At 72.4% G+C, this 24,516-nt stretch carries 25 protein-coding genes; 9 read left to right on the top strand and 16 right to left on the bottom strand.

The features are described from left to right. The first annotated feature begins 49 nt into the window (after positions 1 to 49). Together ACWDN5_RS10065 and ACWDN5_RS10060 are read left to right on the top strand one after the other, a co-directional pair. The gene (locus ACWDN5_RS10065; RefSeq protein ID WP_449675871.1) at positions 50 to 718 is read left to right on the top strand and encodes a DUF2306 domain-containing protein; all 669 of its coding nucleotides are present in this window, start codon (positions 50 to 52) and stop codon (positions 716 to 718) included. A 23-nt stretch (positions 719 to 741) separates the two neighbouring features. Next, entirely contained in the window at positions 742 to 1,689 is a 948-nt protein-coding gene (locus ACWDN5_RS10060; protein WP_449675869.1) for an RNA polymerase subunit sigma-70, read from the top strand. A 6-nt stretch (positions 1,690 to 1,695) separates the two neighbouring features. On the opposite strand, the gene ACWDN5_RS10055 is transcribed toward ACWDN5_RS10060, so the two are convergent. Then, positions 1,696 to 2,262, bottom strand: coding sequence for a dihydrofolate reductase family protein (locus tag ACWDN5_RS10055; protein ID WP_449675868.1), 567 nt, complete (start codon positions 2,260 to 2,262; stop codon positions 1,696 to 1,698). Positions 2,263 to 2,399: 137 nt separating this feature from the next. Here ACWDN5_RS10055 and ACWDN5_RS10050 point away from each other — a divergent pair, with 137 nt between their 5' ends. From ACWDN5_RS10050 to ACWDN5_RS10040, 3 genes are read left to right on the top strand one after another with little or no spacing between them, the layout of a single operon-like run. Then, positions 2,400 to 2,606 (top strand): heavy-metal-associated domain-containing protein, encoded by a 207-nt coding sequence (locus ACWDN5_RS10050; RefSeq protein WP_449675914.1) that lies wholly within the window; start codon positions 2,400 to 2,402, stop codon positions 2,604 to 2,606. A gap of 25 nt (positions 2,607 to 2,631) precedes the next feature. After that, positions 2,632 to 3,504 (top strand): hypothetical protein, encoded by an 873-nt coding sequence (locus tag ACWDN5_RS10045; RefSeq protein ID WP_449675867.1) that lies wholly within the window; start codon positions 2,632 to 2,634, stop codon positions 3,502 to 3,504. Further along, positions 3,501 to 5,759, top strand: coding sequence for a heavy metal translocating P-type ATPase (locus tag ACWDN5_RS10040; RefSeq protein WP_449675865.1), 2,259 nt, complete (start codon positions 3,501 to 3,503; stop codon positions 5,757 to 5,759). Before ACWDN5_RS10045 ends, ACWDN5_RS10040 begins: the two co-directional genes overlap by 4 nt. A gap of 291 nt (positions 5,760 to 6,050) precedes the next feature. On the opposite strand, the gene ACWDN5_RS10035 is transcribed toward ACWDN5_RS10040, so the two are convergent. The 6 genes from ACWDN5_RS10035 to ACWDN5_RS10010 form a co-directional block, all read right to left on the bottom strand. Next, positions 6,051 to 6,980, bottom strand: a complete 930-nt coding sequence (locus ACWDN5_RS10035) for a M56 family metallopeptidase (protein ID WP_449675864.1) — start codon at positions 6,978 to 6,980, stop codon at positions 6,051 to 6,053. Next, the gene (locus tag ACWDN5_RS10030; RefSeq protein WP_449675862.1) at positions 6,977 to 7,339 is read right to left on the bottom strand and encodes a BlaI/MecI/CopY family transcriptional regulator; all 363 of its coding nucleotides are present in this window, start codon (positions 7,337 to 7,339) and stop codon (positions 6,977 to 6,979) included. Before ACWDN5_RS10030 ends, ACWDN5_RS10035 begins: the two co-directional genes overlap by 4 nt. Positions 7,340 to 7,428: 89 nt before the next feature. After that, positions 7,429 to 7,962 (bottom strand): DUF305 domain-containing protein, encoded by a 534-nt coding sequence (locus ACWDN5_RS10025; protein WP_449675860.1) that lies wholly within the window; start codon positions 7,960 to 7,962, stop codon positions 7,429 to 7,431. Between the two features lie 52 nt (positions 7,963 to 8,014). Next, on the bottom strand, positions 8,015 to 8,401 hold the full coding sequence (locus tag ACWDN5_RS10020; RefSeq protein ID WP_449675859.1) for a DUF6153 family protein: 387 nt from the start codon (positions 8,399 to 8,401) through the stop codon (positions 8,015 to 8,017). A 44-nt stretch (positions 8,402 to 8,445) separates the two neighbouring features. Next, positions 8,446 to 9,210, bottom strand: coding sequence for a PIG-L deacetylase family protein (locus ACWDN5_RS10015; RefSeq protein ID WP_449675858.1), 765 nt, complete (start codon positions 9,208 to 9,210; stop codon positions 8,446 to 8,448). Between the two features lie 4 nt (positions 9,211 to 9,214). Then, complete coding sequence (locus tag ACWDN5_RS10010) at positions 9,215 to 9,664, bottom strand: MarR family winged helix-turn-helix transcriptional regulator (protein WP_449675857.1); 450 nt, start codon at positions 9,662 to 9,664, stop codon at positions 9,215 to 9,217. Positions 9,665 to 9,830: 166 nt separating this feature from the next. On the opposite strand from ACWDN5_RS10010, the gene ACWDN5_RS10005 reads away from it, so the two are divergent. After that, positions 9,831 to 11,138: a pyridoxal phosphate-dependent decarboxylase family protein gene (locus tag ACWDN5_RS10005; protein ID WP_449675913.1), complete on the top strand. Its 1,308-nt coding sequence runs from the start codon at positions 9,831 to 9,833 to the stop codon at positions 11,136 to 11,138. 196 nt (positions 11,139 to 11,334) lie between these two features. On the opposite strand, the gene ACWDN5_RS10000 is transcribed toward ACWDN5_RS10005, so the two are convergent. Together ACWDN5_RS10000 and ACWDN5_RS09995 are read right to left on the bottom strand one after the other, a co-directional pair. Continuing rightward, positions 11,335 to 11,547, bottom strand: coding sequence for a three-helix bundle dimerization domain-containing protein (locus tag ACWDN5_RS10000; RefSeq protein WP_310971979.1), 213 nt, complete (start codon positions 11,545 to 11,547; stop codon positions 11,335 to 11,337). A gap of 123 nt (positions 11,548 to 11,670) precedes the next feature. After that, the gene (locus ACWDN5_RS09995) at positions 11,671 to 12,828 is read right to left on the bottom strand and encodes a mandelate racemase/muconate lactonizing enzyme family protein (protein WP_310971980.1); all 1,158 of its coding nucleotides are present in this window, start codon (positions 12,826 to 12,828) and stop codon (positions 11,671 to 11,673) included. A gap of 72 nt (positions 12,829 to 12,900) precedes the next feature. On the opposite strand from ACWDN5_RS09995, the gene ACWDN5_RS09990 reads away from it, so the two are divergent. The 3 genes from ACWDN5_RS09990 (at position 12,901) to ACWDN5_RS09980 (ending at position 17,240) form a co-directional block, all read left to right on the top strand. Beyond that, positions 12,901 to 13,647, top strand: coding sequence for a FadR/GntR family transcriptional regulator (locus ACWDN5_RS09990; RefSeq protein ID WP_310971982.1), 747 nt, complete (start codon positions 12,901 to 12,903; stop codon positions 13,645 to 13,647). A gap of 150 nt (positions 13,648 to 13,797) precedes the next feature. Next, positions 13,798 to 15,234 (top strand): ABC transporter substrate-binding protein, encoded by a 1,437-nt coding sequence (locus tag ACWDN5_RS09985; RefSeq protein ID WP_310971983.1) that lies wholly within the window; start codon positions 13,798 to 13,800, stop codon positions 15,232 to 15,234. Beyond that, positions 15,231 to 17,240 (top strand): ABC transporter permease, encoded by a 2,010-nt coding sequence (locus ACWDN5_RS09980; protein ID WP_449675856.1) that lies wholly within the window; start codon positions 15,231 to 15,233, stop codon positions 17,238 to 17,240. Before ACWDN5_RS09985 ends, ACWDN5_RS09980 begins: the two co-directional genes overlap by 4 nt. Before the next feature lie 9 nt (positions 17,241 to 17,249). Here ACWDN5_RS09980 and ACWDN5_RS09975 read toward each other — a convergent pair whose 3' ends face one another. From ACWDN5_RS09975 to ACWDN5_RS09945, 7 genes are all read right to left on the bottom strand, one after another. Then, the gene (locus ACWDN5_RS09975; RefSeq protein WP_310971985.1) at positions 17,250 to 17,990 is read right to left on the bottom strand and encodes a ribonuclease activity regulator RraA; all 741 of its coding nucleotides are present in this window, start codon (positions 17,988 to 17,990) and stop codon (positions 17,250 to 17,252) included. Between the two features lie 40 nt (positions 17,991 to 18,030). Continuing rightward, on the bottom strand, positions 18,031 to 19,482 hold the full coding sequence (locus ACWDN5_RS09970; RefSeq protein WP_449675855.1) for an amidase: 1,452 nt from the start codon (positions 19,480 to 19,482) through the stop codon (positions 18,031 to 18,033). A gap of 68 nt (positions 19,483 to 19,550) precedes the next feature. Then, entirely contained in the window at positions 19,551 to 21,005 is a 1,455-nt protein-coding gene (locus tag ACWDN5_RS09965; RefSeq protein WP_310971987.1) for a sensor histidine kinase, read from the bottom strand. Next, positions 21,002 to 21,694, bottom strand: a complete 693-nt coding sequence (locus tag ACWDN5_RS09960) for a response regulator transcription factor (RefSeq protein ID WP_449675912.1) — start codon at positions 21,692 to 21,694, stop codon at positions 21,002 to 21,004. Before ACWDN5_RS09960 ends, ACWDN5_RS09965 begins: the two co-directional genes overlap by 4 nt. After that, positions 21,691 to 22,779 carry a streptophobe family protein gene (locus tag ACWDN5_RS09955; RefSeq protein ID WP_449675854.1) on the bottom strand — a complete coding sequence of 363 codons (1,089 nt, stop codon included), beginning with the start codon at positions 22,777 to 22,779 and terminating at the stop codon, positions 21,691 to 21,693. The genes ACWDN5_RS09960 and ACWDN5_RS09955 overlap by 4 nt, the downstream gene beginning before the upstream one ends. Continuing rightward, a complete protein-coding gene (locus ACWDN5_RS09950) occupies positions 22,779 to 23,543 on the bottom strand; it encodes an ABC transporter permease (RefSeq protein ID WP_449675853.1) in 765 nt (254 codons plus the stop codon). The genes ACWDN5_RS09955 and ACWDN5_RS09950 overlap by 1 nt, the downstream gene beginning before the upstream one ends. Then, positions 23,540 to 24,442 (bottom strand): ABC transporter ATP-binding protein, encoded by a 903-nt coding sequence (locus ACWDN5_RS09945; protein WP_310971990.1) that lies wholly within the window; start codon positions 24,440 to 24,442, stop codon positions 23,540 to 23,542. The genes ACWDN5_RS09950 and ACWDN5_RS09945 overlap by 4 nt, the downstream gene beginning before the upstream one ends. Between the last annotated feature and the right edge of the window lie 74 nt (positions 24,443 to 24,516).

Genomic DNA, 24,516 nt, shown 5'->3' with positions numbered 1-24,516 from the left:
GTCATGCTGGGCGAACACGTCCGTGCCCGACCTCCGAGAGGGGTTTCCCTTGCTGCCCACCAAGAGACCGGAGTGGCTCGTCCCGGCGGGACTGCTCCTGCTCAGTGCCGTCCCGGTGGCCGCCGGTTCCGCGCGCGTGGCCGAGCTGGCCGGTGGCGCGCGGGTCACCGCGGACAACGCACGGTTCTTCGCCATGCCGCTGCCCGTCGTGCTGCACATTTTCGGCGCGAGCGCCTTCTGCGTCCTGGGAGCGTTCCAGTTCGTGCCGGCCCTGCGCCGGCGCCGGCCCACCTGGCACCGGCTCGCCGGGCGGCTGCTGGTTCCGTGCGGGCTGGTCGCGGCCCTGTCCGGTCTGTGGCTGACGCTGTTCTCCGACCTCCCGCCGGGCGACGGCGACCTCCTCACGGTGTTCCGGTTGTTCTTCGGCACGGCGATGGCGGTGGCGATCGTGCTGGCCACGGTCGCCGTCCGCCGCCGGGACGTCCGCCGGCACCGGGTGTGGATGACCCGCGGGTACGCGATCGGGCTGGGCGCCGGGACGCAGGTGCTGACGCACCTCCCGTGGGCCCTGCTGGTGGGCGTGCCCGGCGAGGGCACCCGGGCGATGCTGATGGCGGCAGGCTGGGTGCTCAACCTCGGCGTGGCCGAGTGGGCCCTGCGCCGGCGGCCCCACCGATCAGAAATCCGGCGCCCGATCGTCAGTTCGGGTAGTCCCTGATCCCGGTGGAAGGATGCACGACCATGACCGACGACGCCGCGCAGTTCGCGCTCCTCACCGAGCGGCACCGGCGTGAGCTGCAGGTGCACTGCTACCGGATGCTCGCGAACTACGAGGACGCCCGGGACCTGACCCAGGAGACGTTCCTGCGGGCGTGGGACAAGCGGGAGTCGTTCAAGGGGCACGCCGCGTGGCGGACCTGGCTGTACCGGATCGCGACGAACGCCTGCCTCGACTTCCTGGACAAGCGCAACGGCCGCACGCCCGTGCCGGCCGAGCTGCCGGGCGCGGCCTGGGAGGTGCTGCAGCCGTACCCCGATCGGATGCTTCCCGAGGACCCGCAGGAGTCGGCGGTGGCGCGGGAGACGATCGAGCTGGCGTTCATCGTCGCCGTCCAGCACCTGCCGCCGCGGCAGCGGGCGGTGTTCATCCTGCGGGACGTCCTGGGCTGGCCGGCGGCCACGGTCGCCGACGTCCTCGAGCTGACCGTCGCCTCGGTGACCAGCGCCCTGCAGCGGGCGCGGGTGACGGTGCGCGGGCAGCTGCCCGGCCGCCGCCTCGACTGGCGCGGCCGGGCCACCCACGAGCTGTCGGGCGACGAGCGCGGTGTGGTGCAGTCCTACCTCGACGCCCACGAGCGCAACGACCTCGACGCGCTGACGGCCCTGCTGCGCGACGACCTGCGCTTCGCGATGCTGCCCGGGCAGACCACCGTGAGCACGACGGCCCGGGACGCGGTGGACGGCTGGGTCTCCGGCGGGCTCTTCCGGCGCGGCCACGACGACTGGCGCGGGGTGGTCACGACGGTCAACCGCATGCCGGCCGCCGTGCTGTACCTGCGTGCCCCCGGCGACCCGGAGCACCGGCTGTTCGCCGTCGCGCTCCTGCACGTCGTCGACGGGAAGATCGCCGAGCTCACCGGGTTCGAGGCCGCCGGCAAACCCTGGCTGGGCCTGCCGCCGACGCTGTGACCGTGCTCATCGCCGCGTCTCGTACCGGGTCAGCACCACGCCGCCGGGGAAGGTCCGCGTCTCGACCAGGGTCAGGTTCACCCAGCTGTCCAGCGCGGTGAAGAAGGGCGTGCCGCCACCCACCAGGACCGGGTGGGTGGCCACGGCGTACTCGTCGATCAGCCCGGCCCGCATGGCCGCCGCGGCGAGGGTGGCGCCACCGATGCTCATCGGGCCGCCGTCCTCGGCCTTGAGCCGGGTGATTTCGGCGACGGCGTCGCCGGTGACCAGGCGGGTGTTCCAGTCGACCTTGTCGATCGTCGAGGAGAACACCACCTTCGGCATGTCCCGCCAGTTCCGCGCGAAGGCGACCTCCGCCGGATTGGCGCCGGGCTGCTGGTCGCCGGTCGGCCAGTAGGAGCTCATCGTCTCCCACAGCTTGCGCCCGTAGAGCGTCAGCTCGCTGGCCCGCTCCTGGTCGAGCCACCACCGGAACAGCTCGTCGCTCGGCGGCCCGCTCCACCCGATGTCATCACCGGGCGCGGCGATGTAGCCGTCCAGCGTCAGGTTCATCCCGAAGATCAGTTTCCGCATCGTGCGTCCTCCTGGGTGTCGATCTCGCAGGTATGGACGGCGGCGGCCCGGAAAACTCATCGGTGCGACGCGGCCGGGACCGCCTTGATACGGGTACCCCCTAGGGGTACTGTGGCGGCATGAGCGAAGGGAACCCCATGAGCACCAGCCGCTACACCGTGACCGGCATGACCTGCTCGCACTGCGTGGCCTCGGTCAGCGAAGAGGTCGGCGCCCTCGACGGCGTCACCGAGGTCGCGGTCGACCTGCCGTCCGGGGCCGTCACCGTCACCAGCGACCGGCCGGTCGACGACGCGCAGGTCCGCGCGGCCGTCGAGAAGGCCGGGTACGCGCTCGCCGGGTAGTCCGGCGCCACGGAGGGAAGCAGACATGAACACCGCAGCACGGCTGGCCGGGTTCGGCGGGGCGCTCGTCCTGCTGGCGGCCGGGGGATTCGCCGTGGGCAGCACCGTGGGCCCGGTTTCGGCCGCGACCACCGAACACCGTGACCCGGGCGGCGAACACGCGGGCATGGCCGCTCCGGCCGGCGAACTGCCGGGCGGGCTGGCGTCGAGCCAGGACGGCTACACCTTCACCGCCGGCCCGGCGCCGGAGCCCGGGAGGTTCTCGTTCACCATCACCGGGCCCGACGGGAAGCCCGTCACCGCGTTCGACGTCGAACACGAGAAGAGGCTGCACCTGATCGTGGTCCGCCGGGACACCTCCGGCTTCCGGCACGTCCACCCGGAGCTGGCGCCGGACGGCACGTGGAGCGTCCCGCTGACCTTGCCCGCCGCCGGCTCGTACCGCGCGTTCGCCGACTTCGCGCCGACCGGAGGCAAGGCGATGACCCTCGGCGTGGACCTGTCGGTCGCCGGCGCCTACCAGCCGGCGACGTACGAGCCCAGCCACACGGCCCAGGTCGACGGGTACACCGTCGAGCTCGCCGGCGAGCTGACGGCCGGGAAGACGTCGCCGCTGACGCTGACCGTCCGCCGCGGCGGCGTGCCGGTCACCGATCTGCAGCCTTACCTCGCCGCGTACGGGCACCTGGTCGCGCTGCGCGAAGGCGATCTCGCCTACCTGCACGTCCACCCGGACGGTGCCCCCGGCGACGGCAGGACGGCCGCGGGCCCGCAGGTGAAGTTCGCCGCCGAGGTCCCGAGCGCGGGGACCTACCGGCTGTTCCTGGACTTCAAGCACGGCGACGTCGTGCGCACCGCCGAGTTCACCGTCACCACCCGCGAAGGGGGACGATCATGACCAGCACCACGGCCGGGTCCGGCCCGGTGACCGAGATCGAACTCGCGATCGCCGGCATGACCTGCGCCTCGTGCGCCAACCGCATCGAGCGCAAGCTCAACAAGCTCGACGGCGTCACCGCGGCGGTCAACTACGCCACCGAGAAAGCCCGCGTGCGCGCTCCGGCGGGCCTCGACCCGGGCACGCTGGTGGCCACGGTCGAGGCGGCGGGTTACCGCGCCACGCTGCCGCGGCCGGAACCGGCCGTCGAGTCCGAAGTGGACGAAGACGATCCGGCGCGCCCGCTGCGGCAGCGGCTGATCACCAGTGCCGTGCTGGCGGTGCCGGTGATCCTGCTGGCCATGGTGCCGGCGCTGCAGTTCACGTACTGGCAGTGGATTTCGCTGACGCTGGCCGCGCCGGTGGTCACCTGGGGCGCGTGGCCGTTCCACCGGGCGGCGTGGACGAACCTGCGCCACGGCGCGGCGACCATGGACACGCTGGTGTCGATGGGCGTGCTCGCGGCGTCCGCGTGGTCGCTGTGGGCGCTGCTGCTCGGCACGGCCGGAACGCCGGGGATGGTGCACCCGTTCGAGCTGACGATCGCCCCCTCGGACGGGGCGGGCGACATCTATCTCGAGGTCGCTGCCGGCGTCACGACGTTCATCCTGGCCGGCCGGTACTTCGAGGCGCGGTCCAAGCGCCGCGCGGGTGCCGCGCTGCGGGCACTGCTGGAGTTGGGCGCCAAGGAGGTCGCGGTCCTGCGGGGCGGCGGCGAGGTCCGGATCCCGGCGGCCGAGCTGGCGGTGGGGGACCGGTTCGTCGTGCGGCCGGGCGAGAAGATCGCCACCGACGGCGTGGTCGAGGAGGGCAAGTCCGCGGTCGACGCGTCGATGCTCACCGGTGAATCGGTGCCGGTCGAGGTCGGCGAGGGGGACGCCGTCACCGGGGCGACGGTGAACGCCGGCGGGCGGCTGGTCGTGCGCGCCACCCGCGTCGGCGCGGACACGCAGCTGGCGCGGATGGCCCAGCTGGTCGAGGACGCCCAGAGCGGCAAGGCCGAGGTCCAGCGGCTGGCCGACCGGGTGTCCGGGGTGTTCGTGCCGATCGTGATCGGCTTGGCCGCCGCCACGCTGGGGTTCTGGCTCGGCACCGGCGCCGGCACGGCGGCGGCGTTCACGGCCGCGGTGGCGGTGCTGATCATCGCCTGCCCGTGTGCGCTCGGCCTGGCCACGCCGACGGCCCTGCTCGTCGGCACCGGCCGCGGGGCCCAGCTCGGCGTGCTGATCAAGGGGCCGGAGGTCCTCGAATCGACCCGCCGGGTCGACACGGTGGTGCTGGACAAGACCGGCACGGTGACCGCGGGCCGGATGACCCTGGCCGGCGTCCACGTCGCCGACGGCGTCGACGAAGAGCAGCTGTTGCGGCTGGCCGGGGCGCTGGAGGACGCGTCGGAGCACCCGATCGCCACCGCCATCGCCCGGGGCGCCCGGGAGCGCGTCGACCTCCCGGCGGCCGAGGACTTCACGAACGTGGCGGGGCTCGGGGTGCGGGGGATCGTCGAGGGGCACGCGGTGCTGGTGGGCCGGACGGCGTTGCTGGAGGACTGGAGCCAACCGCTACCGGACGACCTCGCGGCCGCGAAGGCCGCGGCGGAGGAGCGGGGCCACACCGCGGTGGCGGTGGCCTGGGACGGCGCGGCCCGTGGCGTCCTGCTGGTCGCCGACACCGTCAAGCCGACGTCGGCCGAGGCCGTCGCCCAGCTGCGCGAGCTGGGGCTGACCCCGGTGCTGCTGACCGGCGACAACGCGGCCGTCGCCCGCGCGGTGGCGGCGGAGGTGGGCATCGACGAGGTGATCGCCGAGGTGCTGCCGGCCGGCAAGCTGGCCGTCGTCAAGCGCCTGCAGGACGAAGGCCGGGTCGTGGCCATGGTCGGCGACGGCGTGAACGACGCGCCGGCGCTGGCGCAGGCCGACCTCGGGCTGGCCATGGGCACGGGGACGGACGTCGCGATCGAGGCGAGCGACCTCACCCTGGTCCGCGGCGACCTGCGCGCGGCCGCCGACGCGATCCGGCTGTCCCGCCGCACGTTGCGCACGATCAAGGGCAACCTGTTCTGGGCGTTCGCGTACAACCTGGCGGCCCTGCCCCTGGCGGCGGCGGGATTGCTGAACCCGATGATCGCGGGCGCGGCGATGGCCTTCAGTTCGGTGTTCGTGGTCGGCAACAGCTTGCGGCTGCGCGGCTTTGCGTCGACGTCGGTGGTCCGTGCCTGAAGCCGGTCAGCGGCAGACCGCGAAGCCGGTGATCAACACCAAAGCCACCGCGATCGCGGGCGGGGCGACGAAGGCGACAACCCCGCCGGCGACGGTGATCGATTGCGGGGCGGGTGATGTGCCGAGGTCGGCAGCGGCTGCGTGGCTTCGGGTCGAGTTCGGTGACCCGGGCCTGAAGCCGGTCAGCGGCACACGGCGAAGCCGGTGATCGATTGCGGGGCGGTCGGCGTGCCGGTGTCCTGGTCGGCAACAGCTCGCGGCTTCGCGCCGGTGGTCCGGGCCTGAAGCCGGTCAGCGGCAGACCGCGAAGCCGGTGATGAGCACCAGTGCGACCGCGATCGCAGGCGGGGCGAGGAAGGCGACAACCCCGCCGGTGACGGTGATCGACCGCCGGGTGGCCGACATGCCGTTGTCGAGCCGGCTCAGTCGGAGGGCGGTGTCGCCGCCCGCCATGGGGAGGGCTCGGCGGGGTCCGGCCACCGCTTGGATCGACACCAGGGCCGACCTGAGCGGTTCGCGGCCGCACTGTGCGGCCGCCGTCTGGTCGGCGGCCAGTTCCACCAGCAGGCGCGTTACCGCGGGCAGCTCGCGCAGCAGGGGCACGAACCCGAGCGTCCGGCCGAGGACCTCCGCGGCGCCGGTGAGCAGGTGGTGGTGCCCGTGGACGTGGGCGCGTTCGTGGGCCAGCACGGCGCCCAGCTCGCGCCTCGTCAGCCGCGCCGCGAGGCCGTCGCTGGCGACCACCAGGGAGCGGCGGCCGCCGAGGCTGTAGGCGATCGGCCGGTCGTCCGGCAGCCACAGGGTCGGGACCGGCCGGGTGTCGCGAGCGCCGGCGAGCCGCAGTGCGGTCAGGTGACGGCGGTGCAGCACCGTCCGCCGTCGCCGCCGGACGAGCCAGGTCGTCGCCAGCCGCCCGGCCGCGACCGCCACGACGGCACCCGCGATCGTGCCGGCGACCGGGTCGAGCGCGGGCAGCTCGTCGTGGTCGAGCACCGTCCAGCAGTCGTGCAGCACCCGCAGGACCGCGTCGGCCGGGCCGTGTCCCGGCAGGACGAGCAGCAGCACCCCGGCGATCGCGCCGCCGAGCACCCCGGCGGCGGTGAGCAGCCACCAGGCGAGCGCCGTCCGCGGGTCGATCCGCGCGGTGAGCCGGCCCAGCGGCCACGGAGACCACCAGCCGACCGCGACGGTGCCGAGCAGCAGAGCGGCGGCGACGATCACCGCTTCTTCGGCTTCCGGCGCAGGGCCCGGCGGAGGACGTCCGACTCCTCTTCGGTGACCGTGCTGACGAAGTGCAGCAGCACGGATTCGCGGTCGTCGACGGAGTCGAGCACCTCCCGCAGGCTCTGCGCGGTCGCTTCCGCCCGGGTGGTGACGGCGCGGTAGTGGTACGCCCGGTTCTCCAGGTCGCGCACGACCCAGCCCTTCCGGTGCAGGTTGTCCAGCACGGTCATCACCGTGGTGTACGCCAGCTTGCGGTCGCGGTTCAGCTCGTCGAGCACCTGGCGGACCCGCAACGGATCCGCCGCGTCCCAGAGCACGTCCATCACCGACGCTTCGAGCTCGCCCAGACCCAGCACGGCACCTCCGGTGGGCAGGATACTTCCCGCCCGGCGGCCCACCGGAGAAAGCTGGTCGCCGGGGCGGCGGCCGCCCCGGCGACCCGTGCTCAGCTCTGTGTGAGCAGGCCCTGCATCTCGGCGATCTCCGCCTGCTGCGCGTCGATGATCTTCTGCGCGAGCGCCTTGGCGCCGGCGTCGGCGCCCTGGGCCAGTTCGGTCCTGGCCATGTCGATCGCGCCCTGGTGGTGCTGGATCATCATGCCGAGCCACATCTTGTCGAACTCGGCACCCGTGGCGGTTTCGAGCTGCTTCAGGTCGGCGCCCGACATCGACCCGCCCATGCCGGGCATCGATTCGTGGGCCGGGGCGGCGCCCCAGGTGGTCAGCCAGCCCTGCATCAGCCGGATTTCCGGATCCTGGGCCTGTTCGATCCGGCTCGCGAGGCCGAGCACCTTCGGGTTCGCGCTGCGCGCCGGGACGAGCTTCGCCATGTCGAGCGCCTGGCTGTGGTGCGGGACCATCTGCTGGGCGAACGTGACGTCGTCGGCGTTGTGGCCGGCGGGGGCGTCGGTGCCGCCGCAGCCGCCGAGCAGGAGGGCGGCGGCCAGCACGATGCCGCCGATGAGGGAGTTTTTGCGCATGACAGATCTTTCTCTGTGCGGTGAGGGTGATCGGACGGGGAAACCGGTCGGATCACGTGCGCGAAATGCACAGGGAAATCAGGACGCTGCGGCCGGGTGGCCGTCCCCGGCTCGGCGAGCCACGGGAATCGGGCGTCCGCGAGAACGTCGTGGTGCACCGGGAAACGGCCAGGAAGAGGGCGACGGCGAGCAGGAGCGCGCCGGCCGCGCACAGCACGGCCAGGCAGAGGTGGAGGACGTCGTGCCGGCCCGGATCGTGCTCGCCGGGGTTGCTGTCCGGGGCGGCGGTGAGGACCTGCGGGCCCGGGGCGGCCATGGCGTGCATCGTCGTGGCCCCGGCCGCGCTCGCCATGCCGACGTGGTGCATCGCCACGACGCCCACGGCCAGCGCGCACAGCAGGAGGACCTGCTGCAGCTTGCCGGGCCGGGTCGCCGTCACGACCCCATCCTACTACGTGCCGTAGTAGTAGACGGCCGGGTGGGTCAGTCCTCTGTGGATTCGGTGGGGAGCTCCGGCGGGGCCTGCAGGTCGTGGGCCCGGAACAGGACGGCGTGCTCGACACCCATCGCCTTCCCGCTCATCGCGGCGAACTGCGGGATGAAGTCGGCGGGCGCCGGGTGGTCGGGGAGCGCGGCCAGGTACGCCGCGTGCGCCTCCAGCGACGCCACGCCCCGGCGCAGCGGCTCGCCCGTGACGTCGACGCCGTGCGTCGGGTTCGTCATGCCCGGGGTGAGGTACCAGCGGGCGGAGTGCGGTTCGAGGCCCTCGTCGTCGATCTGCTCCGGGAAGACCCAGCGGTTGCCCGCGTCGCGGATCGCGTCCAGGGTCGCGAGGCCGGCCGCGCGGTGGTCGGCCTGGTCGAAGCCCCACGGCGTCTCGACCTCGAAGCCGGTGCCGTAGACGACGTCGGGCCGGAAGCGGCGGATCTCGCGGCAGATGTCCCGGCGCAGGTCGAGGCCGTACACGAGCACGCCGTCCGGGTGCTCCAGGATCGTCAGGTGTTCGACCCCGACCACGGCGCAGGCGGCTTGCTGCTCGGCGGCGCGCAGGCGGGCCGTCTCCTCGGGCGGGTTGGGCATGCCGGCCTCGCCGCGGGTGAGCAGGAGGTAACCGACCTCGATACCGCGTGCGGTCCAGCGGGCGACCGCCGCGGACGTGCCGTACTCCATGTCGTCGGGGTGGGCGACGATGCAGAGCACGCGCCGGAAGGACTCCTCGGGCAAGGCCGGCAGCGTCATGTCCGACATCCTGTCAGCCCTCGGACGGATCGTCGGGATTTCCGGCGAAGCGGCGCTCGAGGTGGGCGAGCGTCCGGTTGCATCGGGTGATCGCGTCCGGGTCGATGTCGGCGAGCAGGTCGGCCAGCAGCTCCGACCAGGCGCCGCGGAGGACCTCGAGGTTGGTCCGGGCCAGCTCGGTGGGGTGCACGGTGACGGTCCGGCCGTGGCCGGCGCGGGTCAGCAGGCCCTTGGCTTCGAGTCCGCGCAGGGCGGTGCTGACGTTGGTGCGCTGCAGCCCGGTGCGCTCCGCGATCCGGCTCGGCGTGCAGCCGGGGTCCAGGTCCACGATCCGCATGACCTGGCGCTCGGTGGCGGTGAGCCGCACGACCTCCGGCCCGGCCGGGGTGCGCAGGCGGATCAGGCGTGCGACGTTGAGCACGAGATCGGCCAGGTCGGCGTACGGATCGTGCGGGAGAGGCACCCCTTTACGCTACCCGATAGTTATGTGAACATAATTATGTATCCATACTATCCGGGGAGTGTCGACGCCGATGAGCCGAAATGATGGGGTCCTGCGCGCGGGGCCGGCCGGGTTCGCCGAACTCGCCGCGGTGCTCGGCGACGCCGTCCGCGACGTCGGGGCCTGGATGGCGGAGTACGGCGGCTACGACCCGCACCACTCCCAGGACGTGCCGCTCGGGCCGTTCCGGGAGGCGACCGCGGAACTGCACCGGCGCCTGCGCGACAACTACCCGTTCTTCCACCCCCGCTACGCCGGGCAGATGCTCAAGCCGCCCCACCCGGCGGCCGTCGCCGGCTACCTGAGCGCGATGCTGATCAACCCGAACAACCACGCCCTCGACGGCGGCCCCGCCACCGCGGCCATGGAGAAGGAGGTCGTCGCGGACCTGGCGGCGATGTTCGGCCTGCCGCAGCACCTGGGGCACCTGACCAGCAGCGGGACGATCGCGAACCTCGAAGCCCTGTTCGTCGCCCGCGAGACGCACCCGGGCAAGGCGATCGCGCACAGTGCCGACGCCCACTACACCCACGGCCGGATGAGCCACCTGCTCGGCATCGAGGCCGTTCCGGTGGCCACCACCGCGACCGGGGCCCTCGATCCGGACGCGCTCGAAGACCTGCTCCGCACCGGGCGCATCGGCACGGTGGTCGCGACCACCGGGACGACGGGCCTCGGCGCCGTCGACCCGGTCGGCGAGATCATCGCCCTCGCCCGCCGGTACGGCGCCCGGGTGCACGTGGACGCGGCCTACGGCGGCTTCTTCCGGCTCATCGCCGACGACTCGGCGGACGGCGTGCGATCGGCCCCGTTCCACGCCATCGCCGACGCCGATTCGGTCGTCATCGACCCGCACAAGCACGGACTGCAGCCCTACGGCTGCGGCGCGGTGCTGTTCCGCGACCCGTCGGTGGCCCGCCACTACCTGCACGACTCGCCGTACACCTACTTCACGTCCGACGACCTGCACCTCGGGGAGATCTCCCTCGAATGCTCCCGAGCGGGCGCCGCGGCCGCGGCCCTGTGGCTGACGTTGCGTGTCCTGCCGCTGACCCCGGACGGGCTGGGTGCGGTGCTCCGGCCCGGGCGCCGGGCCGCGCTCGCGTGGGCGGAGCTGCTCGCCGGCGGTGCCGAACTGGCGTTGTACCAGCCGCCGGAGCTGGACATCGTGAGCTACTTTCCGGTCCGGGAAACGCTTTCCGAGATCGACCGGGTCAGCGCGCAGGTGCTGGAGGCCGGGATGGCGCGACCTCCGGAGGAGGCGGTGTTCGTGGCGACCTACACGGTCACCGGTGCGGACCTCGCGCGGCGGGGGCATGCGGTGCGGGCGGACGTTCCGCGGGGCCGGATCCTGCGCAGCGTCCTGATGAAGCCGGAGAACGAGGCGCAGGTCCCCGGGCTGCACCGCGAGATCGTCCAGCTGAGTTCGCCGTAGTACCGGTTGTCCTTCCCGACGTTCCTTGTCCACTGGTCGGCCGCCGTCGTTCCGCGGGCAGGGCCGCGTGACCACGGCGGAGGCCACGGCTTTCGCGGTACCTGAACGGGATCGTCGCCAACCCGATGAGCCCGGAACCGCGGCCGAACGCCAGCGCCAGGTGATCGAGGTCGGCGAATACCGTCAGCGCCGGTCCTCAGGTGCCGGCCAGGGCGGCCCGGACCGCTCGCTCGACCAGGATCGGCACGAAGGCGTGCACGCGAGCGCTCGCGAACCGGGCGCGCTCACGGTCGACCATCGCGTGCAGCCGCGTCCGGGCGACGTCCGCGTAGTCGTGGTCCAAACGGTCCTCCAGCTGCGCGAAGTGGGTGTCGAGCTGCTCGGAAGCCAGGGTGTCCAACGTGCTCATCGCTCACCTTCCGGTCGGCCGTCGTACGCAGAACATGCCCCATGAGACGACCGGAAAGTGAACCCGAGGTGAACAAAGGGGCGCTTCTCTCTGCGTCGCGCTGGAAGCGCACCCCGTGAGTGGCTACTCGAACACCCCGTAGCCCGGGACGGCGTGCGCCCGGACGCCGTCCAGGTCGAGCTCCACGCCGATGCCCGGCGTGTCGGGCAGTGTGATGTAGCCGTCCTTGACGATCGAGCCGCTCCCGTCGGGGGCGTGGACGTAGCTGTCCCACACCGCGCGTTCCTCGAGCGCGTGCCATTCCTGGACGAAGAAGTTGGGGATCGCCGCGCACTGGTGGGACGTCGCCATCGTGCCCAGTGGCGTCGACACCAGGTGGGGCGCGAAGGGAATGTAGTGCAGCTCCGCGAGGTTCGCGATCTTCTTCGCCTCGGCGAGGCCGCCGCACTTCGGGACGTCCGGCTCGATCACGTCCACGGCGCCGCGTTCCAGCAGCTCGCGGAATCCCCAACGGAGGTAAAGGTTTTCTCCCGCGCAGATCGGTGTGCGGGTCTGCTCGCGCACCCGTACCAGCGCGTCGACGTTCTCCGCCGGCAGTGGCTCCTCGAGCCACATCAGGTGGAACGGCTCGAGTTCCCAAGCGATCCGGCACGCGCTGGGCAGGTCGTAGCGGGCGTGCAGGTCGATCGCCAGGTCGACGTCCGGGCCGATCGCTTCCCGGACGGCGGCCACGCGCGAGACCATCGACTGCAGCTCGGCCGCGTTGACCGTGTGGTTGAACGGGTCGAACTTGGCCGGGTGGCGCAGGTCGTCGACGTCGAACTTGAGGGCGGTGAAACCCTCGGCGACCATCCGCTGCGCCCGGTCGACGCACCCGGCGACCGAGCCCGCGGGGTCGTCGCCGTCGCCGCAGTCGGCGTAGAGCCGGATGCGGTCACGGAACTTCCCGCCGAGCAACCGGTACACCGGCTGGCCCGCGGCCTTGCCCGCGAGGTCCCACAGCGCGAGCTCGATCCCGGACAGGGCGATCACGAACACCCCGCCCTGCGGGCCCGCGAAGACCTTGCTGCGGCGCAGTTTCTCCCAGCAGCGCTCGACGTTGCGCGGGTCCTCGCCGAGCAGCAGGGGTGCCAGGGAGCCGATCATCCCGACGACCGCGCCCGCGCCGGCGTCGGGATTGGCCTCCCCGAAGCCGCTGAGGCCCTCGTCGGTGTCGATCCGCACCAGCGTGGCCTCACCGTGGTAGGCCACCACCGCCGTCGTGACGTTCACGATCCGCATTGCTCTCCCGTCCCCGGGTGGTGCGTACGAACGGACTAATGCGACGTCCAACTTGTCCGATAAGCTGATGACATGCCAAGGAGACAAGAGTCTCCGGACGCTGTCAAGGTCCGGACCCTTCCGGTGCAGGTGGCGGCCCACCTGACCCGGCGGATCGTCCGCGGCGAAATCGAGGACGGCCGGGCACCGTCCGAACTCGACATCGTGAACGAGTTCGGGGTGTCCCGCGTGGTCGCGCGGGAGACGCTCAAGATCCTCGCCTCGCTCGACATCGTCGACGTCGCGCAGGGCCGCCGCGTCGTCGTGCGGCCCCGCGCGGAATGGGATTACCTGAGCCCGCTGCTGATCGAGTGGCTGCCCGCGGAGATCGTCGAGGAACTGCTGCAGGAGCTGCACCAGATGCGCGCCCTGCTCGAACCGGAGCTGGCGGCCATGGCCGCGGCCAGCATCAGCGACGAGACGCTGAACCGGCTCCGGGACGAGCTCGACCGTATGGCGGTGCTCGAAGCGGAGCCCGAGGCCTACCTCGAAGTCGACCACGAATTCCACATGGAGATCTGCCGGGCGGCCGACAACCGGATCCTCGACCGGATCATGTACTCCGCCCGCTGGCTCGGCACGGCCAGCCGCCGCGTCACCAACGAGGCGCCGGCCGGGCTGCACCGCGCCACCGCCCAGCACACGGAGATCTACGAGGCGCTCGTCGCGCGCGACCCCGAGGCCGCACGCGCCGCGATGCGCCGGCACCTGAGCAACAACTACTCCACGCTCCTCGCGGAGAAGAAACAGCGAAGCAAGCGGGCCGCCCGGCGGCGCTAGCCGCCTTTCCGGACGGCGCTCGACCCCCCAGCGTTCGGCATCACTCACCGCATGAACGACCTGCAGCGCGGCGCTCGCCCCGCTGCCCCGCCGGTTGCAACGTCGCCCCGTCGGTCCGCGTCCGCCCGATCGGACGCGAAAGGAGTGGTCATGGCAGAGAAAACGGACTGGACGAGACGCTCGTTCCTCGGGATGAGCGCGGGGGTGGGCGCGCTGGGCGTGCTCGGTCTCGCCGGGTGCGGGAGCAGTCAGGCACCCGCGCCGCAGGTCGACGTCCAGGTGCCCAAGGCGCTGCTCGACCAGGCGGCCGCGCTCCGCGGCGGCTCGGTGGGGATGCTCTCGCAGAAGCTGTATTCGGAGGCCGCCAACAAGGCCCTGGACCGGTCGCTGCAGGTGTTCGCGCAGGCCACCGGCACCACCATCCGCAACGACCTGGTCTCCGGCGACGCCGGCGACATGGTCGCGAAGATGGACGCCGAAGTGAAGGCGGGCACCAACCGGGACCTGGCCTTCATGAGCGACCGGCGGTTCGTCGGCCAGCTGCACAACCTGGGCGCCCTGACCGATGTCACCGACGTGGTCGAGGACATGAAAGCGCTCTACGGGGAGCCCGCGACCGAGGCGAACGACTATTGCGTGTTCGACGGGCGCTGGTTCGCGATCCCGTACCACTTCATCGCGTCCGGGATGTACCTGCGCAAGGACTGGTACCAGGAAAAGGGTCTCCCGCTCAAACCCTTCTATTCGTGGGAAGAACTGCGCGACAACGCGCTGGCGGTCTCCGACCCGGCGAAGCGGCGCTTCGGCTGGGGGCTCACGGTGAACCGCTCCGGTGACGCCAACGGCTTCATCCAGAACGTCATCAACACCTACGGCGGGGCGATCGCGGACAACACCGGCACGAAGGTGGTGTTCAACTCGCCGGAGACGGTCGCCGCCGTCACGTTCATCGGCGACATCTACACGAACCCGAAGTACGCGCCGATGCTGCCGCCCGGGATCGGCAGCTGGACCGACTCGAGCAACAACGAGAACTGGCTGGCCCAGATCCTGGGGCTGACGCTCAACCAGTTCAGCGTCTACGCCGATTCGAAGACCAAGAAGAACCCGGTCTACGCCAACACCCACGTGTTCAACGGCGCCACCGGACCGGCGATCGACCAGCCGCTCGCGTTCGGCGAGTCCAACTCGTTCGTCGTGTTCAAGGGGGCGAAGAACCCCGACCTCGCCAAGCTGGTGGCGAAGTTCATGGTCGGCGGGACCGCGCTGCTCGGGGTCGCGAAGGAAGCACCGTGCCTGGTGAACCCGTCGTGGAGCAAGGTGTGGGACTCCGACCCGTACTACACGACCGGGGACCCGGCCTACCCGGCCCTGCGGGAGCAGACCCGCGTGCAGCTCCCGGTGAAGACCAAGACCGGCTACGCGTTTCCCCAGGCCCCGAGCCCCGGCGAGCAGGCCGCCCTGGCCGCCTACCTGCTGACCGACATGATGCAGTCGGTCATCCAGGGCACCAAGCCGGCCGACGCCGTCGCCGCGACGCACGGCCGGATCGTGCAGATCTTCGAGCAGCAGGGCTACCGGCAGTGACCGTCCTCCGCCCGCGCCCGGCGCCGGTCCGTCCGGCGCCGGGCCCGTCTTCCTCGCTCACCAAAACGCAGCGGCTGCTCGGGCGCGACTGGCGCCTCGCCGCGGTGTTCATCGGGCCGACGCTGCTGCTGGTCGCCGGCCTGATCCTGGTCCCGATCGCCGACTCGATCTTCACTAGCACCACTGAACGGCACGGCGCGGAGACGGTCTTCACCGGACTGGACAACTACACCGCCCTCGTCGACGACGCCCTGTTCCACCACGGCGTGCTCAATTCGTTCGTCTTCACCGCCTACGCCGAGATCTTCAAGGTGACCTTCGGGCTCATCGCGGCACTGATGCTGCACCACATGCGCCGCGGCAAGGCGCTCGTCGCCGGGGTGATCCTGCTGCCGTGGGTGATCCCCACCGTCGTCACGGCGTTCACCTGGCGGTCCCTGCTCGACCCGATCTTCGGCAGCGTCAACGTCCTGCTCACCGAATCGGGGATCGGGCCGGGCCTCGCCTCGATCGGCCTGGTCGACAAGTGGCCCGCGGAGTGGCTGTCCGATCCCGCGCTCGCGATGCCGGCGGTCATCCTGGTCAACGTCTGGAAGGGCATCCCGTTCTTCACGGTGACGTTCCTCGCGGGGCTCAAGGCCATCGACAGCGGCCTCCACGAGGCGGCGATGGTGGACGGCGCCTCGCCGTGGCAGCGCTTCGTGCACATCACGCTGCCGGGCCTGCGGCCGGTCATGATCGTGACGGTGCTGCTGTCGTCGATCTGGACGTTCAACAACTTCGACCTGATCTGGCTGATGACCCAGGGCGGCCCGGGCGACGCCACGGCCCCGTACGTGATGGTGGCCTACTCGAAGGCGATCCAGCAGCTGCAGCTGGGCGCGGGTGCCGCGGTCACGCTGGTGATGCTGCCGGTCATCGCCGTCCTCGTGGTGATCCTCGTGCGGATGATGCGCCGCAGCGACCTGCCCGGCGCGGCCGACCTGGGCCACCGTCGGCTGACGCCCGGGCAGCGCCGCGCGCTGCCGTGGGTGATCGTCGCGGGCTCGGTGCTCGTGCTGACCTGGGCGTCGCCGCACATCGTCTGGAAAGCCGCGCTCGTGCTCGGCGTGTTCGTGGTCCTGGCGGCCATCGTCGGCCGGGTGGTCTCCGGGTTCGCCTCGCGGGGCAACCGGCTGGCCGCCCGCCTGGTCGGCGGCACCGGCACGGGCGTCGCCCTGGTGGGGCTCCTCGGGTTCGTGCTCGCCCCGCTCTACTGGATGACGATCACGGCCTTCAAGACCGACGACCAGATCGTCGCCCGCACCGACGACCTCTGGCCGACACCGTGGAGCACCGAGCAGTTCACCAACCTGTTCACCGGCCGGGCGTTCGGCACCTGGTACGTCAACACGATCCTGGTGTCGGTGGCGTCCACCGCGATCGCCCTGGTGTGCGCGGCGCTGGCCGGGTATGCGCTGGCACGGCTGAAGTTCCGCGGCTCGGAGAGCTTCACGGTGACGATCCTGCTCACCTACGTGATGCCGGGCGCGCTGCTGTTCATCCCGCTGTACCAGCTGGTGAGCGGAATCGGGCTCAACGACTCGTTGTGGTCGCTCGTGCTGGCCTACCCGACGTTCACCCTGCCGTTCGCGACCTGGCTGCTCGTCGGCTACTTCAAGTCGATCCCGGCCGACCTCGAGGAGGCCGCGCTGGTCGACGGCTGCACGCGGTTCGGGGCGTTCCTGCGGATCGTGCTGCCACTGGCCAAACCGGGCCTGCTCGCGGTCGCGCTGTTCACGCTGACCAACGCGTGGAACGAATTCCTGTTCGCGTTCGTGTTCATCACCAAGGATGAGAACAAAACCCTGCCCGTCGGCATGCAGTCGATGATCTTCGGCGACGTCGTGCCGCAGGGCCAGCTGGCCGCGGCCTCGCTGCTGATCAGCATCCCGGTCGTGCTCATGTACGGCTTCGGGCAGCGGTTCCTGACCGAAGGCCTCACCGCGGGGGCGGTGAAGGGGTGAGCGCGCCGGTCAGTCCCGGCCCTGTTCGGCACGCCACCGCTCGTACTCGGGCCGGGCCTCGTCCGAGAGCGGGTAGTACCGCCGCAGGTCCCCGCCCTCGGCCAGCCGGATCCGGGAGAACTCTTCCCATTCCGCGTGTTCCCGGGCGGCCGCCAGGAGGGCGGGGGCGAGCTTGACCGGCACCACGACCGCCCCGTCGTCGTCGGCGACGACGATGTCGCCGGGCTCGACCAGGGTGCCACCGCAGGCCACCGGCACGTTGACGGCGACCGGGACGATGCCGGTCTGGGCGTGGAAGTTCGGTGTGGCGCCCCGGATCCACAGCCCAAGCCCGAGTTTCTTGGCTTCGCCGATGTCGCGCAGGCACCCGTCGACCACCACGCCGGCGCCGCCGCGGCCCTTGAAGTAGGTCAGCATCATCTCGCCGAACACGCCGCTGCCCATGTCGCCGCGCGCGTCGACGACGATCAGGTCGCCGGGACGGGTGTGGTACATGACGTGCCGGTGCAGCTGCTTTTCCGGTTCGGCGTATTCGTCGACGGGATAGAGGTCTTCGCGCTTCGGCAGGAACTGCAGCGTCAGCGCCGGGCCGGCCACGCGCACGCCGGGGGTCACCGAAACCGGGCCGCTGATGAACGCGCTGCGGATGCCCATCCGGCTCAGCTCGGCGCTGGCCGTGGCACTGCCGATGGTCGCGAGAGCCGCGCTGAGCTCGGCGGGCGGGCGAACGATGTCGGGCGTCTCGACCACGTCGGCAAGCTCCCTCGGATCTGCACTGTGACAACCGATTCTACCGCGGAGCCCGGAATCCGCCGATCTTCCGCTCGAGCAGTTCGGCCAGCCGCAGCGGGGTCCGGTCTTCGAACATCGGGCCGATGAGCTGCACGCCGACCGGCAGGCCCTCGGGGGACCGGCCGGCGGGCACGGCGGTGGCGGGCAGGCCGGGCATGGTGGCCAGACCGGCCCAGACGAGCTGGTCGAAATAGGGATACTCGGTGCCGTCGATGTCGAGGCGCCGCTCCAGCGGAGTGGCTTCGTGGTCGTGCGGGAACGCCGGTGTCGGCGTGATCGGGCAGACGACGGCGTCGAACTCGGCGAACAGCTGCCGCCAGCCGTGGCGGTGGACCTCACGGCGGTGGTTCGCCGCCATCCAGTCGCGGTGGCTGGACACCAGGGCACGCACCCGTACGGCGTCGAGACTCCGGTCGTCCGCGCTCAGCGCGGCGGCGTGCGCCCGCAGCCGCTCGTCGGATTCGATCGGAAACCGGGCCACCGAACCGGAAATCAGCAGTTGCATGTAAAGCGCCGCCGCTTCGGTCAGGTCGGGCAGCAGCGGACTGTGCCGTTCGACGCGGGCGCCGCCGTCGGCGAGCGCGTCGGCCACCCGGTGCACGCCCGCCCGCACGGCGGACCCGGTCGGGATGCACGGGTGGTCGTCGAGGACCAGGACCCGGAAGTCGCCGAGCTTGTCGTGGCGGGCGGGTGGCAGGGAAAGCCGGTACGCCACCCCGTGCGTCAACGGGTCCGGTCCGGCCATGACGTCGAGCAGGAGCGTCAGATCGCGGGCGGTGCGCGCCATCGGCCCGACGACGGCGAGGTCGAGGTCCACCGGCAGGGCCGGCTCGGACGGCGGGACCATGCCGCGGCTCGCGACCAGCCCGAGCGTCGGCTTGTGCGCGTAGACGCCGCAGAAGTGCGCGGGGGTACGCAGCGAGCCGGCGATGTCGGAGCCGAGGGACAGCGCGCCGAACCCGGCCGCCAGCGCGGCCGCCGACCCGCCGGAGGACCCGCCCGCCGTGCGATCGAGGTCCCACGGGTTGGCGGTGGTGCCGTAGATCTCGTTGAACGACTGGATGTCCTGCAGTCCCAAGGGCACGTTGGTCTTGCCGAGCACCACCGCCCCGGCGGCCACCACCCGCGACACCTGGACCGCGTCCTCGGCGGGCACGTGGTCCCGGTGCGGCGGCATGCCCCAGGTCGTGGGCAGCCCGGCGATGTCGTAGCACTCCTTGACGGTGATGGGGACGCCGAGCAGCGGCCGGTCTTCCCCGCGGGCGCGCGCCCGATCGGCCCGCCGGGCGGCGGCGCGCGCACGGTCGAAGTCCGGTACGCAGATGGCGTTGATCGCCTTGTCGTCCCGTTCGATCCGGGCGATCGCGTCGTCGGTCAGCTCCGCTGAGGACACTTCACCGGCGCGCAGGGCAGCGATGAGTTCTTCGGCCGATGCGTGGTTCCGTTCCATGAAAACGACCGTAACGGGCCTCGGGTGGAGCCATGAAATCCGATTTCGCGCAATGGGGACGGTCGAGGTCAGTCCGTGAATTCGTGCTCCGGCAACGGCAACACGAGCCGGAAGCAGGCGCCCTCCCCGAGTGACGTCTCCAGTTCGACGTCGCCGCCGTGGGCACGGGCCAGGGACCGGGCGATCGCCAGGCCCAGGCCGGCGTCCGCGCCGGGCGTGCGCGTCCGGGACCGGTCGGCCCGGTAGAAGCGGGTGAAGACGCGGCTCGCCTGCTCCGCCGTCATCCCCGGGCCTTCGTCGGCCACCTCGAGCACCGCGCGGCCGTCCGCCGTGCCGACGCCGATGCGCACCCGCGTGCCCGGTGGGGTGTGGGCGGCGGCGTTGCCCACCAGGTTGGTGACGACCTGCCGCAGCCGGGCCTCGTCGGCGTCGACCGGTGCCGGGCCGGGTGGGCCGGCACCGCCCGGCCCGGTCAGGGAAACGGGCCGGCTCGGGTCGAGGGCGCGCAGGTCGTGGCGGGCGTCGCCGGCCAGGGTGCGCAGGTCCATCGGGGCCCGGTCGAGCTGTTCCTCGGGGGCCTCGTCGAGCTGGGCGAGCAGCAGCAGGTCCTCGGTCAGCGCGGTGAGCCGGGTGGCTTCGCGGTCGATCCGGCGCATCGCAGCGTCCACATCGGACTCGCCGGTCAGCGCGCCCATCCGGTACAGCTCCGCGGATCCCTTGATGCCGAACAACGGCGTGCGCAGCTCGTGGCTGACGTCCGAGACGAACGTCCGCATCCGCGCCTCCGACGCGGCCCGGTCGGCGAAGGCCCGTTCCAGCTGGCCGAGCATGGTGTTCAGCGACACCGCCAGGTGCCCGATCTCCGTGCCGGGCGCCGCGAGGTCCGGGACGCGCCGGGTGAGGTCGCCGCCGGCGATGGCCGCCGCCGTGTGCTCGATGCGGCGCAGCGGCCGCAGCCCCCGGCCGAGGGCGAACCACCCGGCCGCGGTCAGCACGACGAGCAGTGCGGCCCCGGTGACCAGGCTGCTCGTCCGCAGCTGGGTGATCGTGGCGTCGGCTTCGGCGAGCGGCGCGGCCGAAACGACCGTCCCGCCCCAGCGGACGGCCGGGTGCGCGACGGCCCGCCAGCGCTGCGACCCGTCGGCGGCGTCGAGGTCGACGGCTGTCCCGTCGGCGGGAACCGAGCGCAGCGCGTCGATCGGCGGCAGCGTCGCACCGTCCACTCGCGACGAATGGAGCCCGCCCACCGCCGCGCCGCTCGCGTCGAGGTACACGACGTACGGGGTGCCGAACAGCTCGAGCGCGGGGTCGACGAGATCGGGCCGCACGGCGGGGTTCGCGGACGGCGGCGGCCCGGCCGCCCGGGAGATGAGCTCGGTCATCGAACGCAGCTGGCCGTCGAGCCGGTCGAGCTGGAACCGTTCCAGCTGCCCGGAAACCAGCGTGCCGATGAGGGTCAGGCCGGCCAGCAGCAGGCCCGCGGTGAGCAGCAGGAGCCGGGCCCGCAGGGAAAGCCGCCTCACCGGCGGGGCTCCCGCAGCACGTAGCCGACGCCGTGCACGGTGTGGATCAGCTTCGGTTCCCCGGTGTCGACCTTGCGGCGCAGGTAGGAGATGTAGGTGTCGACGATCCCGGCGTCGCCCCCGAAGTCGTCGCGCCACACCCGGTCGAGGATCTGTGCCTTCGACACGACGCGTCCGGCGTTCTCCATCAGGTACCGCAGCAGCCGGAACTCCGTGGCGGACAACCGGATCGCCTGCCCTTCGCGCGTCACCTGGTGGCCCTCGGCGTCGAGCGCGAGCGTGCCGACGGTCAGCACGCCCGCCTGGTGACCCGCGGTCCGGCGGAGGATCGCGCGGATCCGCGCGATCAGCTCCGCCAGGTCGAAGGGCTTGGTCACGTAGTCGTCGGCGCCGAGGGAGAGACCGGTGACCTTGTCGGACTGGCGGTCCCGCGCGGTCAGGAACAGGACGGGCACCGGCGCGCCGTGGCCCGGGTGCCGCTCGCGCAGGCGCCGGACCACCTCGAAGCCGTCCGCGTCCGGCAGCATGACGTCCAGCAGCACCAGGTCGGGCGGCTCGGCGGTGGCCGCGGCGACGGCTTCCCGCGCGCTCGCCGCCGACGTCACGTGGAAACCGGCGAACCGCAGCGCGGCGGAGAGCAGCTCGCGGACGGTGGCCTCGTCGTCGACCACGAGCAGCCGGGACGTCATCGCTTCCATACCCGCGAGGATACGGAGACCGCGTCGGCGAGCAGGGAACCCGCGAAGCCCGCCACCGCGCCGCCCGCGAGCCCGGCCACCAGCGCGAGCAGCGGGTTCGCCGCCAGCCGCGCGGCGAAGACGGGCAGCGAGAGGCCGAACGCGCCGACGGTGACGTCGACGGAGACCCGCGACAGCAGGGTCACGACCGCGAGCACGGCACCGGTCGCCGGCGCGAACCGCACCGCGCTCGCCACAGCCCGGTGCCAGGGCGTGCCGGGCCGGCGGCTCCGGACCGCGACACCGCAGGCGAGCAGCACCCCCGCGGCCCCCCAGGACGCCGGACCGCCCGGCGAGAGGGCCGGTGCGCAGGGCAGCAGGCCGGTGGTGGTGACCGTCCACGGCACGCCCAGTCCCAGCAGCAGGACGCCGGCGACCAGCTGCGGCAGGAAGAGCAGCACGGCCCCGGCTGCGGTAGGGCCGCCGAACGCCCACGCGAGGATGAGGCACCCGACGGTGCTCCCGCCTGCCGGCCACCCGACCGTTCGCACACCCCTGGTGCGGCTGGGGAACCGGTCGACGACCCAGCAGCCGCCCAGGACCAGCGACATCCAGACCACCGCACCCAGCATCGCCGGACCGACGGCCACGGAGAACCCGGCGTCCAGCGCGCCCGGGAGCGGCAGGCGCGACGAGGCCCCGCAGCCGCCGGACGCCACGCCGTCCGGGAGCGCCAGCTTTCCCTGTGCTGTCACCGCGAACGCGCCCAGTCCGAGCGGAAACGCCACGGCCGCCGCCGTCCCGCGGGCCAGGAGCCGGCCGCCGCGGTGGCGCAGCAGCACCCCGCCCAGGACCGCCGCGCCCGCCAGCGAAACCCCGAGCGGCAGCACGTGGAGGCTGCCCCGCACGGCAACCGGGAGCCCGGCCGCCGGGACGGCGCCGACGTCCGCCGAGCCGCCCACGGCGAGCGCGACGGCCGCCGCCGTCAGCGCGCCGAGGTCACCGGCCCCCAGCAGGGCCAGGCCGGCGGCGGCGACCACGGTCATGGCGAGCAGCGCGGCGGCGGCCGCCAGCACGCCCCGGCCTGCCTCCCGCATCAGACGTCCCGCCGCCGGAAGACCACGAACGCCACGACCAGCACGGCGGCGACCCCGGCGGCCATCCCGGCCAGGTTCAGCCACGGGTGCGGGAAGTCCGGATCGGGCACCGTCTTGAGGACCGCGGACGCGCCGAGCGTCGGCCAGTAGAAGAAGAGCCGGTGCAGCCAGGCGGGGAAGAGGCCGGCCAGGGCGGGGACGAGGAAGACGATCCCGACCAGGGTGGCGAGCGCGCCCGCGGTGGCGCGCATGATCGTGCCTAGCCCCGCCGCCAGTAGCGCGATCGTCGCGAGGTAGAGGCCGCCGCCGGTCACCGCGGAGAGCACGCCCGGATCGCCGAGCCCGGCGTGCGGCACGCCGTGGCCGGCGAGGACGGCCTGGCCGAGGAAGAAGGCGGCGAACATCAGCACCTGCCCCGCCACCACGGCGACCGCCACCGCGACGACCAGCTTGGCCGCCAGCAGCCGGTGCCGGCGCGGCGTGGCGAGCAGCGACGTCTGCATCTGGCCGGTCGCGTGCTCGGCCGTGACGACCAGGATGCCGAGCACGCCGATGATCAGCTGCGCGACGATGTAGGACGTCAGGCTGCGGTTGGTCGGATCCCAGGGTTCGGCGCCGGGGTAGTCCTTCGCGGCGGCGTTGAGGGCGAGGGCGGTGATGCCGAGCCCGGTGCCGAACAGGCACGCGAGGGTGAACCAGGTGGAGCGCAGGCTGCGCAGCTTGATCCACTCCGCGCGGACGGAGTGCGTGAAGGACACGCTCATGCGAGTGCCCCCTGGTAGTCGACGCTGTCCCTGGTCAGCTCCATGAAGGCGTCTTCCAGGGAGACGCGCTGCGGGGTGAGCTCGGCGAGCGCGATGCCGTGGTAGGCCGCGAGTTTCCCGATCTCGGCGCTGGTCAGGCCGGACACGACGAGCGAAGCCTCGGCCCCGTCCCGGACGGCGGCCCCGGCGGTGGTCAGCAGCCGCGCGAAGCCCGGTTCGGGCGTGCGGACGAGCACGGTGCCCTCGCCGCGCACGAGCTCGCTCACGGCGGTGTCGGCGACGAGCTTCCCCCGGCCGATGACGACCAGGTGGTCGGCGGTCTGCGCCATCTCGCTCATCAGGTGGCTGGACACGAGCACCGCACGGCCCTCGGCGGCGAGGGAGCGCATGAAGCCGCGGATCCAGCGGATCCCCTCGGGATCGAGCCCGTTGACCGGCTCGTCGAAGATCAGCACGCGCGGGTCGCCGAGCAGGGCCGCGGCGATGCCGAGCCGCTGCCGCATGCCGAGCGAGAAGCCGCCGGCCCGCTTGCCGGCGACGCCGTCCAGCCCGGTCCGGCCGAGCACCTCGCCGACCCGGCGCCGGGGGAGGCCGTTGCTCACCGCGAGGGCGAGCAGGTGGTCGCAGGCCTTCCGGCCCCCGTGGACGGCCCCGGCGTCGAGCAGCGCACCCACCTCGGTGAGCGGAACGGGGAGGTCCCGGTAGCGCCGCCCGCCGACGGTGACCGAGCCGAGCGTCGGCGCGGCCAGGCCCACGATCATCTTCATGGTCGTGGACTTCCCGGCGCCGTTGGGCCCGAGGAACCCGGTCACCTGCCCGGCTTCGACGGTGAACGACAGGTCGTCCACCACGGTGTCGGGCCCGTACCGCTTGGTCAGGCCCCGTATTTCGATGGTCATGCCGGCGAGGGTGGTGCAGCCGGCCGGCCGGTTCCGGGGAGGTTCTGGGAGAACCCTGTGAGTCCGCCGGTCAG

This window comes from Amycolatopsis sp. NPDC003731 (assembly GCF_053586895.1).
The sequence above is the reverse complement of the archived record's forward strand: the minus strand, read 5'-3'. Positions and strand labels throughout refer to the sequence as shown.